The organism is Cytobacillus firmus (assembly GCF_023612095.1).
GTDB lineage: Bacteria > Bacillota > Bacilli > Bacillales > Cytobacillaceae > Cytobacillus.
In genome coordinates this window covers 412,345-426,025 of sequence record NZ_CP086235.1, presented here as the reverse complement: position 1 = coordinate 426,025, position 13,681 = coordinate 412,345, and the positions used below count along the sequence as shown (strand labels likewise).

General features: G+C 44.2%; 14 protein-coding genes and 1 pseudogene. 1 reads left to right on the top strand and 14 read right to left on the bottom strand.

Annotation, left to right across the window (positions count from 1 at the left end; translation table 11 throughout):
- Nucleotides 1–83 precede the first annotated feature (83 nt).
- From LLY41_RS02240 to LLY41_RS02205, 8 genes and pseudogenes are all read right to left on the bottom strand, one after another.
- Nucleotides 84–748: pseudogene (locus LLY41_RS02240) on the bottom strand (3'-5' exonuclease).
- A gap of 18 nt (nucleotides 749–766) precedes the next feature.
- Nucleotides 767–2,164 carry a DUF294 nucleotidyltransferase-like domain-containing protein gene (locus LLY41_RS02235; RefSeq protein WP_304586784.1) on the bottom strand — a complete coding sequence of 466 codons (1,398 nt, stop codon included), beginning with the start codon at nucleotides 2,162–2,164 and terminating at the stop codon, nucleotides 767–769.
- Between the two features lie 89 nt (nucleotides 2,165–2,253).
- A complete protein-coding gene (locus LLY41_RS02230; RefSeq protein ID WP_304586783.1) occupies nucleotides 2,254–2,676 on the bottom strand; it encodes a cyclic nucleotide-binding domain-containing protein in 423 nt (140 codons plus the stop codon).
- Nucleotides 2,654–4,324 (bottom strand): sodium:solute symporter family protein, encoded by a 1,671-nt coding sequence (locus LLY41_RS02225; RefSeq protein ID WP_304586782.1) that lies wholly within the window; start codon nucleotides 4,322–4,324, stop codon nucleotides 2,654–2,656. Before LLY41_RS02225 ends, LLY41_RS02230 begins: the two co-directional genes overlap by 23 nt.
- Nucleotides 4,325–4,415: 91 nt before the next feature.
- Nucleotides 4,416–4,718, bottom strand: coding sequence for a DUF4212 domain-containing protein (locus LLY41_RS02220; protein ID WP_035328377.1), 303 nt, complete (start codon nucleotides 4,716–4,718; stop codon nucleotides 4,416–4,418).
- A 138-nt stretch (nucleotides 4,719–4,856) separates the two neighbouring features.
- On the bottom strand, nucleotides 4,857–5,039 hold the full coding sequence (locus tag LLY41_RS02215; RefSeq protein WP_048008002.1) for a hypothetical protein: 183 nt from the start codon (nucleotides 5,037–5,039) through the stop codon (nucleotides 4,857–4,859).
- A gap of 293 nt (nucleotides 5,040–5,332) precedes the next feature.
- Nucleotides 5,333–5,938: a pyroglutamyl-peptidase I gene (locus tag LLY41_RS02210; protein WP_304586781.1), complete on the bottom strand. Its 606-nt coding sequence runs from the start codon at nucleotides 5,936–5,938 to the stop codon at nucleotides 5,333–5,335.
- Nucleotides 5,939–6,079: 141 nt separating this feature from the next.
- Entirely contained in the window at nucleotides 6,080–6,964 is an 885-nt protein-coding gene (locus LLY41_RS02205; protein WP_304586780.1) for a stage II sporulation protein SpoIIQ, read from the bottom strand.
- 143 nt (nucleotides 6,965–7,107) lie between these two features.
- Here LLY41_RS02205 and LLY41_RS02200 point away from each other — a divergent pair, with 143 nt between their 5' ends.
- The gene (locus LLY41_RS02200; protein ID WP_095243260.1) at nucleotides 7,108–7,524 is read left to right on the top strand and encodes a VanZ family protein; all 417 of its coding nucleotides are present in this window, start codon (nucleotides 7,108–7,110) and stop codon (nucleotides 7,522–7,524) included.
- A 288-nt stretch (nucleotides 7,525–7,812) separates the two neighbouring features.
- Here LLY41_RS02200 and spoIID read toward each other — a convergent pair whose 3' ends face one another.
- The 6 genes from spoIID to nuoN form a co-directional block, all read right to left on the bottom strand.
- On the bottom strand, nucleotides 7,813–8,844 hold the full coding sequence (spoIID, locus tag LLY41_RS02195) for a stage II sporulation protein D (RefSeq protein WP_304586779.1): 1,032 nt from the start codon (nucleotides 8,842–8,844) through the stop codon (nucleotides 7,813–7,815).
- A 215-nt stretch (nucleotides 8,845–9,059) separates the two neighbouring features.
- On the bottom strand, nucleotides 9,060–10,370 hold the full coding sequence (gene murA, locus LLY41_RS02190) for a UDP-N-acetylglucosamine 1-carboxyvinyltransferase (RefSeq protein ID WP_095243258.1): 1,311 nt from the start codon (nucleotides 10,368–10,370) through the stop codon (nucleotides 9,060–9,062).
- A 33-nt stretch (nucleotides 10,371–10,403) separates the two neighbouring features.
- Nucleotides 10,404–10,970 (bottom strand): YwmB family TATA-box binding protein, encoded by a 567-nt coding sequence (locus tag LLY41_RS02185; protein WP_304586778.1) that lies wholly within the window; start codon nucleotides 10,968–10,970, stop codon nucleotides 10,404–10,406.
- Complete coding sequence (locus LLY41_RS02180) at nucleotides 10,943–11,143, bottom strand: hypothetical protein (protein ID WP_304586777.1); 201 nt, start codon at nucleotides 11,141–11,143, stop codon at nucleotides 10,943–10,945. Before LLY41_RS02180 ends, LLY41_RS02185 begins: the two co-directional genes overlap by 28 nt.
- A gap of 267 nt (nucleotides 11,144–11,410) precedes the next feature.
- Entirely contained in the window at nucleotides 11,411–11,665 is a 255-nt protein-coding gene (locus LLY41_RS02175; protein WP_095243256.1) for a DUF1146 family protein, read from the bottom strand.
- Nucleotides 11,666–12,166: 501 nt separating this feature from the next.
- A complete protein-coding gene (nuoN, locus tag LLY41_RS02170; protein WP_095243255.1) occupies nucleotides 12,167–13,681 on the bottom strand; it encodes an NADH-quinone oxidoreductase subunit NuoN in 1,515 nt (504 codons plus the stop codon).

Genomic DNA, 13,681 nt, shown 5'->3' with positions numbered 1-13,681 from the left:
GGAAAGCCGGATTTAGCCGGCTTTTCCTCGTTAACCACATCACCCACCCGCTCATCAACATTCCAACCACGTAAGTCTGACGCTTAATAATGCAGTGATCTCATTTGACTGTCAGTTGCTTTAATCAACTCCCCCAGGTTTTATGGCCCCTCTGCTGAAATTGATAAAGCAGCTCAACAAATAGATAAGCAGTCGTCAAAGCATCACCAGCGGCACGATGCCGGTCATATATGCGGGTGCCGAATGCCATGGCATACCGTTCAAGGTCGCGCATATCGTAGGACGGAGCGATAAAGCCAATCAGATCCAGGGTATCAATGGTCAGGAAATTTTTTAACGCAAGCTTCTCGCGTTTAAATTCACTCTTTATAGCTAGGGCATCGAAGCTTACATAATGCCCTATCAGGCATACTGCCTCCCTTGATTCGACATACTCAAAAAAGCTCTGAATAGCTTCTATAGCCTGCGGGGCATCTTTGACCAGCTCATCGGTAATAGAGGTGAGTTCTTTTATTTCCCGAGAAATTTGTCGTTTTGGGTTAACATATGTCTGAAAAAGGTCCTTTTCCTGCACTTGAAATCCTTTTACCGGAACGGCGCCAATTTCAATGATCCGGTCTGCCGCAGAAACCTGAAATCCTGTTGTTTCCGTATCAAAGACTATAAATTTCAGATCTTCAAGGGGAGTGGATAATGGGATACTTTCATATCTTAACGAACATGACACATTTTTTCTGAGAAAAAACATACCAGCCTCCTTTTAAAGCTATAATGAGAATCTTGCCATTGCCTGGCTCTGCAGCTCCTTTAATGTCTTTAAGCTTAGAATCAATTCTTCTTTTTCACGGGTAAACATTCTGGAAAAGGAGATAACGGAAGATGGGGCGGCACCGTTCTGTTCCTGCTGCCAGCGCTGGGTGACATACAACGTAAGTATAGTGCTTACAGATCCTCTCAAATCGTGTGCAAACTCATTTGAAAATACCTGCCTTTCCTGCAGAAAATCTATTTTTTCAAGCGGTGTGCCTGATAGTTTCCCATGCATTAGGGAGAGTATCTGCAGGCTATGATGATAGGGAAATAAAACCTCTTTTTTCATATCCATGCTTTTGCGCTGCAGCTTAAATAAGGACCGGAGCGGCTGATCCAGCGTGGGAATGGGATGTTCCCTTTCAAGCTGTGCCAGACGGTATAAAAAAATTCTGGATCTTTTCATCTGCTCCTGAGCCATTGCTTCAAATTTTGCATGCAGCCCTTCACTCCCCGCAATGAACCGGTAGGAGAAAAAGTTTTGCGCTAACAATAAATTGTCATTAGTGGATTGAAGCATCCAGGTTCGCAGCCGCTCCTCCCATACCGCCAGTGACCCCCGCCACTTCTCCTCACTGCACATCATAAGCCCTTTGCACCGTGCATAACCGGCACTTTCCATGTTAGAAGTGATCCTTTTTCCCAGCTCTTCAAAAAAAACGCCGGCTTCCTCCGATTGGCTTTCATAAACCAGGAAATGATCCTGATCTGTGAGCATGAACTGCTCTTCACGGCCGCTGGAGCCCATGTGATAGAAAGCAAATTCACATGGCTGCTGCAAGCCTTGTTCTCTCAGTTCAGAAATTGATAGTGATATAATTCTGCCTGCGAGGCGATCGTATAGCTTTGTTATGATTTCAAGCGTTTTTAATATAGGAACACGATCTCTTATTAAGGAACCAAGTATCTCATAGATGCTGGTTTTAACTTGCGAAAGGCTGTCCCGATCGGCTGTTTCGATTTTTTGAACCGTCTTTATCACATTTTCATTTTTCTTTCTCAGCAAATCTGATAGTGTCACAATCCCTGCGACCTTTGAATCTTCCATTACGGGCAGGTGTTTGATTCCCTTAAACAGAATCAGCGAAAGGGCGTCATAATAATAAGCGGACCTGGATACCGTGACTGGACCCTCTGTCATAATAGTGCTTGCCGTAGCAGTAATATCTGCCCCTTCAGCTGCCACCCACTCCACAATGTCTCTTTCCGTAATAATTCCTTTTAAGCTGTCCTTTTCTGTAACGAGGACCGAGCTAATCTTTCTTTTTTGCATGAGCCGGGCAGCCTCCTGAATGGTTGCTGCCGGACTGACAGCGGCTCCCTCACTGCTCATGACATCCTGTACCCTGATCATGAACGCATCGTTTTCCCCATAATCTGTCGCAAGCTTGACCTGTTCTGCAAGTGACGTATATACATCCTTCAGTCTGACGGCTACCTGAGTCAGCAGATAATCATGAACTGCAGGATCATCCCATCTTTTCTCACCACTTCAAACGGAATGAAAATCGCTCTTACCTCACTGGAGGCTTTGACTTCAACCAGCTCTGCAGAAGTTGATTTGGAGACACCCAGGAAATCAGCGAGGCTGGAAAAGCCAATCAACTCTCCTGTTTGGACCACTTCGAGCACTTCCTCCCTCCCGCTGTGGTCGTTTTTCACTAATACCTCTGAAAGACCCTCTAAAAGGAGCAGAAGGCCTTCTCGCGGTTTATTTTTTTTCAGGATCATATCATTCTTTTTGTAGTGGCGTACTTCACACATGGCCAGAAGTGAAAGGGCCGTGTCAGATTCCACCCCATGAAAAAAGGGGTGAAACCGCACAGCCTCCAAATTGTACAGGTTATACAGATTTTGATCCATCATCGTTCATCCATACTTCACCATCTTTATATACCATTTGCTCCGGATAGCGAAGATCCATAACTTCCTCCTGAATTTTTTGCGAAGGAGCAGCTGTCATGAGAGAAACAATGATATTAGCTGCAAATGCTGCTGTGGCACCAAACACGCCGGCACCTGTATCAATGATTCCGAGAATTGTAAATCCGCCGTATTTAGCTGCAAAGATGTACGCCAAAGTAACACCTAACCCGACCAGCAGGCCGGCAATAACCCCCTGTGAGTTTGAACGCTTCCACCAGACACCGAGAACGAGTGCCGGGAAGAATGTCCCTGTTGCGAGCGCAAATGCCCAGGCAACAATTTGCGTAATGGCTCCCGGCGGGTTAAGCGCGATCACTCCGGCCAATAGAGTGGCGATGACAATGGACCAGCGGGCAACGGAAAGACGAGTCTTTTCAGTTGAATTCGGTTTTAGTACCCGGTAAAAAATATCGTGAGCAAATGCTGAAGAAATCGAAATCATCAAACCTCCGGCCGTTGATAACGCAGCAGCCATTGCCCCTGCTGCCACCAGACCGATGACAAACATGCCAAGATTAGCAATCTCCGGTGTCGCCATAACCACAATATCATTCGAGATAATGAGTTCCTTCCATTGAAGGATTCCATCCCCATTGCCATCCGCTACCTGCAGCTTGCCTGTATCCACCCAGGTCTTCGTCCAGGCAGGCAGCTCCGTAATTTTGCTGCCGGCAACCTGTGTCATTAAAATGAAACGGGAGAATGCTGCGTATGCAGGTGCAGAAAGATAAAGCAAGCCGATGAACAGCAATGCCCATGCCCCTGACCAGCGGGCTGCCTTCATCGTTGATACCGTATAGAAACGGACAATAACGTGTGGAAGGCCTGCAGTACCAGCCATCAGGGTAAACATTAGGGCAAGGAACTGCCACTTTGTTCCATTGGTAAATGGAGCAAAGTATTCAGATATTCCCAATTCACGGTCAAGCTCGCCCATTTTTCCGACTATATCACCGTAGGAAATCCACGGCATAGGGTTCCCTGTTAATTGCAGTGCCATGAAAATGACCGGAATTAAGTAAGCGATAATCAAAATGACATACTGAGCAACCTGCGTCCAAGTAATCCCCTTCATGCCTCCGAATGCTGCATAAAAGGCAATCAGAACGACACCGATCATGGTTCCAAGCTTTGCATCAATTTCAAACAGGCGGCCAATTACCACTCCCGAACCGGAAAGCTGGCCAATCGAATAGGTGAAGCTGATGATAATTGTACATATGGCTGCAATCACCCGTGCTGTGTGGCTGTCAAACCGGTCACCGATGAATTCCGGAACCGTGTAGCGGCCGTACTTCCTCAGCTGCGGTGCCAGCAGGAAGGTTAAGAGCAGATACCCGCCTGTCCAGCCCATAATATAAGCAAGACCGTCATAGCCCATAAGCATGATCGTTCCTGCCATCCCGATAAAGGAAGCGGCACTCATCCAGTCAGCACCAATCGCCATTCCATTGAAAATTGGCGGTACTCCGCGGCCGGCAACATAAAACTCAGAAGTTTCTTTTGCCTTATTGTAAATGGCTATGCCAATATACAAAGCAAATGTAGCTAAAATGATAGATAATGAGACCAAAAACTGTGTATCCAAGAACATCCCCCTTTTTTTCGATCGATTTTTTTGACGCCCCTTTTATCTCTCTGTATTGCGGAAGCTCGAACAGCCGCCTATTTTTCGTTAATTAATGATCAAGAACTTTCCCAGAACTGATTTGTTCATTTTTGTTTTCGTCAATTCCATATTTCCGGTCAATCGCATCTCCCATTTTTGCATTAACAAACAGCAGAATGATAAACGTCAGTACAGCTCCCTGTGCACCCATAAAGTAATGGAATGGGAATCCGTTAATGGTAATATCGCTTAATGGTTCTGCAAAGAAGACCACGCCGAAAGAGGCTAGAAAGCCAATAGCAAAATATATGATCATATTCCGAGTCTTTTCGCGAAAATAACTGTCCGCTACTTTTTTATCGATTTTCTTCAAAACTCCACCCCCGATAAAAATAATAAATTTGCATTCAAATACTAACGAATTTGGTCCAAAATCACTCCTTCAATGTGATGTATGCAGCCGAACCGCTGCTATTTTACCGGATCCATTATCCGGACCCGGACAAAACCATTACCTTAAACTGAAAATAAATTTGACTGTATCCATGAAAGGTGCGGGAACAAGGATTATTTGAACGAGGAAGTAAGCAAAGATGGATAGAAATGGGACTGCCAGGAAGATTGGCCTTTTCTTCCTTAAAGCAAGAAAAAGGCAAGTACCTGTAATGATCATCATAGCCAGTAACGGAAGCAATTCGGTTTCCCCCTTTTTAGAAAGCGCTGTCAATTTCTGCTGCTTTCCGCTTTAAGTTTTAACTTGAATAATCCATTTTCTGATTTCATTTAATTTTAAGAAAATTCATACTTCATTATGTACAAAAATCATTTTGAGGTCAAGTACATGCTGGAAAAAAATATAAATATTTTTAAAGGACTTTGATATATAAGGTTTTTTTAGCAAAACTGGATGGCGCAAACTTTAGGGAATTAGAGGAAAACACTATAGTAATAATGAAAATTGCTAAAAAAAAGAGCCAATCCGGCTCCCTAGTCCAATTCTTTTATGATCAGCGTAATTGCCTCCAGCAGATCGGCATCCGACCAGCTTGCCATGCTTTTTTTACTGGCAGCCGCCAGTGCATGGGATGCAGGTATGTGCACAAATCCCGCCGGTAATTCAGTGTTTGCCGATTTTAGCAGGTGCAGCACGGAATACATTACATTGTTGCATAGATAAGTCCCCGCTGTGTTTGAGATGGATGCAGGATATCCTGCTTCCTTAAGTCTATTAACCATCCGCCGGATCGGCAGGGTGGAAAAATAGCCATCGGGACCATTTTCCTCTATCAGTTTGTCTTCAGGTGCGACTCCGCTATTATCGGGCTCTCCGTCCTGGCAATTGATCGCGATTCTCTCAGGAGTGATGGCTGTCCGCCCGGCAGCCAGCCCGAGAGAAATCACTGCGTCCGGCTTCTTCCCGGCCACTTCCTCCACTATTTTTTTTGGTGCAAGTTTAAAATCAACCGGCAGCAGATGCCCCATGATTTCATAGTTTCCAACCGTTTTGCCATCCAACACATTCACAATCTTTTCTGTAGGATTGATCGGAAAATTAAGAAAAGGTTCAAAACCGGTTAACAGCAGCTTCTTCATGTCTTCTCCCCCTGCATACTTCGTTTTTCGAAATATTATACAGGATAATGGCGGAATTGTCGAAATAATGATTATTCGACAAAAACCGGGTGGTGCCTGTCACCAAAAAAAGAGCCTGCCGTTTTGGCAGACTCTCTATGATTATGCGTCAGTTGATTCAGTTGCAGTGTCTTCTTCAACCTGGTCGTCAGTTTGACCTTCGTCTTCGTCCGTATTTCCGGCATTTTCATCTGCAGATTCTTCAGAGGACTTGTCCTCAGAAGGAGCAGCCTCATCGTTTTCTTCAGTTGCCCCGCTGTTTTCTTCAGCATCTGCTTTGTCAGCTGTGTCAAGCTCCTGTAAAGAGCTTAGCGGCTTATTGAAGAAATCAAGCGGATTGACCGGTGTTCCGTCTTTGCGGATCTCAAAGTGTACATGTACGCCTGCCTCTTCATTAAACAAGCTTTCGCCTGCCTTTGCAAGGACATCACCTTGTTCTACCTGGTCGCCAACCTCAACATTCATCTCTGTAACAGATTGATATTGTGTTACAATCCCTTTGTCATGCTCCACTTCAATGACATTGCCCAACAGTGAATCTTCTTCTACCTTGGTAACTTTTCCGCTTAATGCAGCAAGGACATCAAATGTTTCCCCATCCTTAGTGGCAATATCAATACCTGTGTTCGGATGGTATGTGTTATTGTAAAATACTAGAGCAGCTTCCTGTTCTTCAGCCTTGCCGTCATAGTCATAGAATTGTTTTTGAATGACAGCAGAGTCTGGGTCTTTGACAGGCATTACGAAGTTTTCCATTGCACGGTTAACTTCCAATGCTGGCTCGTCGTACTTTTTGCCGGTAATATCAGTGGCTTCGTAATCGTAGCTGTCAGTGTCTGTAGCGTTGTCGCTAGTCTGGTACCAAAGAACACCGGTTAGAATGATTGCTGCACTTGCAATGTAGATTGCTGGGAATGCCCACCGCTTTTTCATAAAGCGTTTAAAGCTGGAATCTTGAGAAGATCGTTTCTTTTCTTCCTCTCTCATTTATCATCACCTCAGCAATCAGTCTGAACAGATTGAGAGGATTATATACATTTCTCAAAAAAAATTTTTTGGGCTTATTTTTCGACAAACGTTTTTGGATTATGCATGATCTGGGAAAATATTTTTAAAGGAGTTACGGAAGAATGGTTAAGTGGATAATACGGGTGCTGCCTTTCCTGTATATGGCGCTAATATGGATCCTTTCCAGCATGCCTGCTGATGCTGTGGTGGAGCTGCCGGATTTGGCAGTAGACCGGTTTATAAAAGAATCTATGCATCTGATTGAGTTTGGTATTTTATATGTTCTTCTGGTTCTGGCAGCGTTGACTGCCGTTAAGCTGACGCCGGAAGTGAATATTCTTTTGGCTGTTTTTGCGTGCTTCTACGGAATTCTCGATGAGGTCCATCAGTCCTTTGTACCGTACCGGTCTGCTACTGTGATTGATGCTGTTAAGGATATTACCGGTGTGGCGGTGTGCTGGTATTTTATCAGCAGGGCTCTTTTTTATGGACGGTTTGACAGGCTTGGAAATTTTTTGTTATTAATAAGGCGTCTTTGAATTGTGCCCGTTGATTTCCGCTGCGGGCACTTGCTTTCCGCGGGGAGGAACAGAGCTCCTCGGCTTCGCCTGTGGGGTCTCCCGCTCCCTCTCCTCCCGCAGGACATTGTATATGCTTCCTCGAATGAACACCGCACGAAGGAAATGCGTCAGCATTTTCGAGGATCAATTGCCCTCCGCTACAATCAACTCAGCAGTTAATCTTAGATAACTGCCCAAAAGCCAAAAACTTGAACATTATATAATCCATAAACAAAGAGCTGATTCTCTATGAACCAGCTCTTTCGTTTATTTTTTAGCCGTTACTTTCGTCAGCAGTTGGTCAGAAGCTGCAATTTCCACTCCTTTATAATAGTGGGCAACGATTTCTTTGTAGTTCTTTCCTTCAGCTGCCATGCCATTTGCGCCGTATTGGCTCATGCCGACTCCATGGCCATAGCCCTGGGTGTTGATAATGATATTGTCACCTTTGCGCTCCCAGGTAAAGTCTGTTGATTTCAGGCCCAGTTTCTCTCTGATGTCTTTTCCGCTGACTACTTTCCCGTTAATATCCACTTTTGAAACCCGCTGGCCGGCTGTTCGCTCAGTCACTGTGCCGATGGTGCTGTCATTTGGAAGCTTCACACCCAATTTCCTTTCAAAATCCTGTACAGAAAATACCTCTCTGCCGTTAAACTTCGGCGACTGAAGGTCCCATTTGCTTTCTACACTCTTTAAATAAGGAACGGAATTTGGCCAGATGGCTTCGGAATTTTCGGTAAAGCCGTTGCTTGTTGAAAAGAAGGAAGCTGTTATCGGCGAGCCGTCAAAGGTGAGGATCTGGCCCCTTGTTGAGTTTACGGCATCTTTAACCTTTTGAATTTTCCATTTGTAATCTGGTCCCCAAATTTGCTTCAGTTCACTTTCATTTTTATAAACCTGGTGGGTTACGGTATCATACACTAATGCCCCTTCAGGAAGTTCCACGCTATCTTTGTTCATCATTTGTTTCACGATAAAGGTTCTTGCCGCCAATGCCTGCGCCTTTAATGCTTCTTCTTCAAACTCGGCCGGCATTTCCGATGCTACCACTCCGACAATATAATCTTCTAGCGGTACCGTTTCCACCTTCTTCTGTGCAAGGCGGTAGACTCCTACCTCTATGGCTGGCCCTTGAGGAATTTCTGCCGCCGTCTCTTTCTTGGCATCAGTCTTAAGTTCCTCACCAAGCTTCCCGCTGACATTTCCTTCTGTAAAAGGAATCACAAGCAGGGAGGGAACGATGAGCGTGACGGCAAACAACAGTGCGGCTAGTACGATGAAAGGTTTGAATTTTGTCATGTTTTAAGCCTCCATAGCAAATAAATAATTCGAACTCAATTCATGTTTATGGCTATGGACAAGCTAATATGACAATAGATTAATATTTGCTTCATAGCAAAAACCGCAGAATCGATTTGTCAGTCCTCTGACAGCTCGATTCTGCGGTTTCGGTTTGAAATGCGCGCAAGGCGACTATTTTAACGACTTACTAAAGCCGCCTTGATTGGCATTACTTATGCGTTCATGTCAGAAACAAGTCCGTTATTAACAGTTGTTTCTTCCACTTCTGTCACACGTTCGATATCTGCTCCCAGTCCTGCAAGCTTTTCGTGGAAGTCTACATATCCGCGGTCAAGATGCTTCAGTTCTGTCACGCGTGTTACGCCTTCTGCCACCAATCCAGTAAGGATCAAGGCTGCGGCTGCACGAAGATCTGTCGCAGCTACTTCAGCGCCCTGCAGATTGCTTGGTCCGTTCATGATTACAGAACGGCCTTCAATTTTAACATCGGCGTTCATGCGGCGGAATTCCTCCACATGCATGAAACGGTTTTCGAATACTGTTTCTGTAATCACACTTGTACCCTGAGCGTGAAGCAATAGGGCCATCATTTGTGATTGCATGTCTGTCGGGAAGCCAGGATGAGGCATGGTTTTAATATCAACAGCCTTCAACTTGTCTGGACCCATAACACGGATGCCTTCAGCTTCTTCAATGAAGGTAACACCCATTTCTTCCATCTTGGCGATTAATGAAGCAGAATGCTCCATAACAGCACCTTTTACTAGAACGTCTCCGCCTGTAATGGCAGCTGCCACCATGAAAGTTCCTGCTTCAATGCGGTCAGGGATGATGTTGTGTTCTGCACCGAACAGTACGTCCACACCTTCAATGCGGATCGTGCCAGTTCCTGCTCCCTTAACCTTGGCACCCATCTTATTAAGGAAGTTAGCCAGGTCCACAATTTCAGGTTCCTTTGCTACGTTTTCCAAAATTGTTGTGCCTTTAGCCAGTGTTGCAGCCATCATAATGTTCTCCGTAGCACCAACGCTAGGGAAATCGAGATAGATTTTTGCTCCGTGCAAGCGGCCTTCAGGTGCTTCCGCTTCAATAAAGCCATTACCAACCTTTACTTTCGCACCCATCGCTTCAAAGCCTTTTAAATGCTGATCGATCGGGCGGGAACCGATTGCGCAGCCCCCTGGCAATGCCACACGGGCACGGCCATTTCTTGCTAATAAAGATCCCATGACTAAAACTGAAGCACGCATTTTGCGTACATATTCAAATGGTGCTTCTACCTTCAACTCTCGAGATGCATTTACTGTTACTGTATTATTTTCAAACTCCACTTCGGCGTTTAAATAGCGTAATACTTCATTAATAGTATATACATCGGAGAGTGTTGGGACATCACGAATTACGCTTTTGCCATCACTTGCTAACAGTGTTGCGGCGATAACCGGTAAAACAGCGTTTTTTGCTCCTTCAACTTTGACAGTACCGCTTAACCTATTTCCGCCGCGGACGATGATTTTATCCAAAGTGTATTCCCCTCCGCGTCCAATTTCTCTATATTAATATTCAATCGTTATGATGGGTGTGCCAATAACTATGTTTGTCTTGGCGCCCATTCCATTTGTCCGTAATCCAAGCTGCATGTTCATATCATTGCCATTTGTCTCAATGAATTCACCAAAAAGCGGTGAATTTGCTGATGCTGAAATAAATTGGTCTTCTTTTAGTGCTTCTATTTCTGTCGCATTAAAAGCGTCCAGTAATTGTCTTGCAGTATCAGGCAAAGACTTATTCATCTTATCATTGAATTCGCCTTGAATACAAGAGAAAATTGTGGCATTTCCTCGAAAAATGTCAGAAATCTTACTATTTAGTTCTGCAGCCAGTTTGCTCTGTTCTTGTTTCCACCCCTGACCTTTGGCCTCATAAATCACATACGTTTGAACTTGACCTTTTGTGGGGGTTGATAAAATTTTTACTGCTTCTGACTGAGCATCTGTTTGCTTAATAATAGCTTTTGTTTCCCACGATTTTTCTGTTTTTTGAAAGCTCCATTCCCAATCAGGATATTTCGACTGAAGATCATTGGTGAATGCTTTTACTTCCTGAAGGTTCTGGTTTTCCATTTTTCTCTCGCATGCAAAGTCCAATCTTTGATTAAAATATTCTCGCCCTGTAAAACCGAGGCCATCGTTAACAGGTCAAGCTCCCCTTTGGCTACAGTCGTCTTATTCCCAATGTTTATCATCATGAAACCAATAATGGCAATAATAGATAAAGTAATGAATGATTTTTTCATCTGTAAACCCCTCCCCTTAGTACCATTGTTACCAAGGATAGAGTGAGCATACTTGGGAATTGTCGTCACTTTTTGACAAACTGAAAAGGCAGCAAAATCACTGTTGATTTCGAGGCTTTTTCTGCCTTTTTATGCATACTTTGAAAATCATTTCACAAGATAGTATGTATGCAAGAAAACAAGCAACAAAAAGATTTTACTCAATAATTGTCAAATTGAAAACATGTATGAAGACCTATATTTATAAAAAAATTGACCGGTTTTTCATCACCTGAAAAAAGTGACATTCTGCAGTATAAGCGGAAGCTGCTGGGACCATAAAAGATAGTCGAGAAAGAAGTTGCTGACGGCTGATCCAATTACAATAGAAAGCAGAACATACAATACACGTGCCTGAAAAACATGATTCGCCTTCAAAAGGGTTTCAAACCGCAATGCCTGAAGTGCCCACCAGGCCAGCGCAATAAACACCAGATGAGACATAATGCTGATGAGTGCCTGCTGCCCAAATCCTGATATCATCTTCTTCCCTCCTTTAATTTGTTGCCACTTCGCTTACCTGCTTTGTGCGCTACAATATCATTTGACGTTTATACTATCAGGTAAGTTTCATGACTGTTTATTTTTTGAAAATTAAGTTTCTTTGTTTTTCGCAGTTTATAAGTCCATTATATCGAATTGTCGAAAAAACACGAAGTTTAATCCAGGGCAAACAAAAAGAAGGGGAAATTTCCCCCTCCTATGTATACCCCTTTTGTCCCTTTTTTCCTTAAAAATCCTGTCCGTTGATTTCCACTGCGGCCACTTGCTTTCCGCGGGGAGGAACGGGAGCCTCCTCGGCTTCGCCTGTGGGGTCTCCCGCTCCCTCTCCTCCCGCAGGACATTGAATATGCTTCCACGAATAAGCACCGCACGAAGAAAATGCGTTAGCATTTTTCGAGGATCAAGTGGCCTCCGTTCCAATCAACTCAGTGGAAAAACTTATATTTGTTTAGAAAAAAACAATTACATAATTAAATACGATTATTGAAAGAAATCAGTAAACTGATTGAAATTGCCCTGTAGGAAGTCAAATGCGATATTTGGTGCAATTCCGAACAGGATGGTGGCTGCCAGGCTGATGCCGATAACAGCTGTTAAAGCCGCTGGAATTTTAACTTTTCCTGTATCAGCTGCCGGCCTGAAGAACATTTGCACCATGACACCGAAATAGTAGAAGTAAGAAACGACTGTTGTCGCGATCATAATCGATACCAGTACATAATGGCCTTCATTCGGCACTAATGCACCCATGAAAATATTCAGTTTGCCAATAAATCCTGCTGTCCCCGGAATGCCTGCAAGTGAAAGCAGGAAGATAGCCATGGCGATGGCCATGAACGGTGCGCGGCGGTAAAGCCCGGCAAATTGGCTGATATCTTCTGAACCCGATTTATGTGTCACATGCTGGATGATCGCAAAAGCGCCAAGGTTCATGAATAAGTAGGCACCAAGGTAAAACCAGAGCGTATCAAACATGAACAGTGACATGCTCGCAATCACAACCAGCAGGTAACCGGCCTGAGCGATGCTTGAATAGGCAAACAAACGCTTGATATTGCGCTGTCTTAGCGCAATCAAGTTCCCAATAATCATCGTGGCTCCTGCCAGGAAGGCAATGTAATCCTGAAGTGCCAGAATCATCGGAAGCCCCTGTACATCACCTGATGGTGCGTTCGCAAAGATTGAGAACAGGATGCGGATAATGATGATAAACCCGGCAGTTTTGGAAACGACACTTAAAAAGGCTGTTACTGGTGTAGGAGCACCCTGATACACATCCGGTGCCCACATATGGAACGGCGCTGTAGCCAATTTAAAGGAAAGTCCCACTACAATCATAAAGAATGCAAGGCCTAACAGGTAAATATGCTGTTCATTATAGATGGATGTCAAAAATCCGGACATTTCCTTTAAGTTCGTCGTTCCAGTTAAACCGTATACATAACTCATCCCGAACAACGTGATCGCTGTGGCAATACTGCCGTTGATCACATATTTCATGGCCGATTCGTTTGAATGCAGATTTCTTTTTCTCATGCCTGCCAGAATGTAGGACGAAATGGAAAGAAGCTCAAGTCCCACAAACAGGGTAATTAAATCTCCGCTTGAAGACATAATCATTGCCCCAAGTAATGCAGCCATGAACAGATAGAAAAATTCCCCCCTGAATTCTTCCAATCCTTCATTCGGCTCATAGCCAATGGCAATAAGCAGTACCATAGCAGATCCGATTAAGAGCAGCAGCTTAAAAGCTTTTGCAAAGGAATCAAGCCTGAATGTATCAAATAAAATGGATTCCGGACTATGCCCTATAAGGCCAAGTAAGGAAACAAGAGCCGCGAGTATTCCGGCAAAGCCGACCCAGCCGAGAATTTTCCGGCTTTGGGATTTCGGCATAAACAAATCCATTAGTGAAAGAGCGGTCGCAACACCAAGGATGATGAACTCCGGCGTCATTATGCCCCATTCATAAGATAATAATGTTTCGAGATCCAT

Bases quoted from the DNA above. Each gene is read 5' to 3' on its own strand.
- LLY41_RS02235 (WP_304586784.1), bottom strand. From the start codon at position 2,164: ATGATCAGGGTACAGGATGTCATGAGCAGTGAGGGAGCCGCTGTCAGT.
- LLY41_RS02230 (WP_304586783.1), bottom strand. From the start codon at position 2,676: ATGATGGATCAAAATCTGTATAACCTGTACAATTTGGAGGCTGTGCGG.
- LLY41_RS02210 (WP_304586781.1), bottom strand. From the start codon at position 5,938: ATGAAGAAGCTGCTGTTAACCGGTTTTGAACCTTTTCTTAATTTTCCG.
- LLY41_RS02205 (WP_304586780.1), bottom strand. From the start codon at position 6,964: ATGAGAGAGGAAGAAAAGAAACGATCTTCTCAAGATTCCAGCTTTAAA.
- LLY41_RS02200 (WP_095243260.1), top strand. From the start codon at position 7,108: ATGGTTAAGTGGATAATACGGGTGCTGCCTTTCCTGTATATGGCGCTA.
- spoIID (WP_304586779.1), bottom strand. From the start codon at position 8,844: ATGACAAAATTCAAACCTTTCATCGTACTAGCCGCACTGTTGTTTGCC.
- LLY41_RS02185 (WP_304586778.1), bottom strand. From the start codon at position 10,970: ATGGAAAACCAGAACCTTCAGGAAGTAAAAGCATTCACCAATGATCTT.
- LLY41_RS02180 (WP_304586777.1), bottom strand. From the start codon at position 11,143: ATGAAAAAATCATTCATTACTTTATCTATTATTGCCATTATTGGTTTC.
- LLY41_RS02175 (WP_095243256.1), bottom strand. From the start codon at position 11,665: ATGATATCAGGATTTGGGCAGCAGGCACTCATCAGCATTATGTCTCAT.
- nuoN (WP_095243255.1), bottom strand. From the start codon at position 13,681: ATGGATCTCGAAACATTATTATCTTATGAATGGGGCATAATGACGCCG.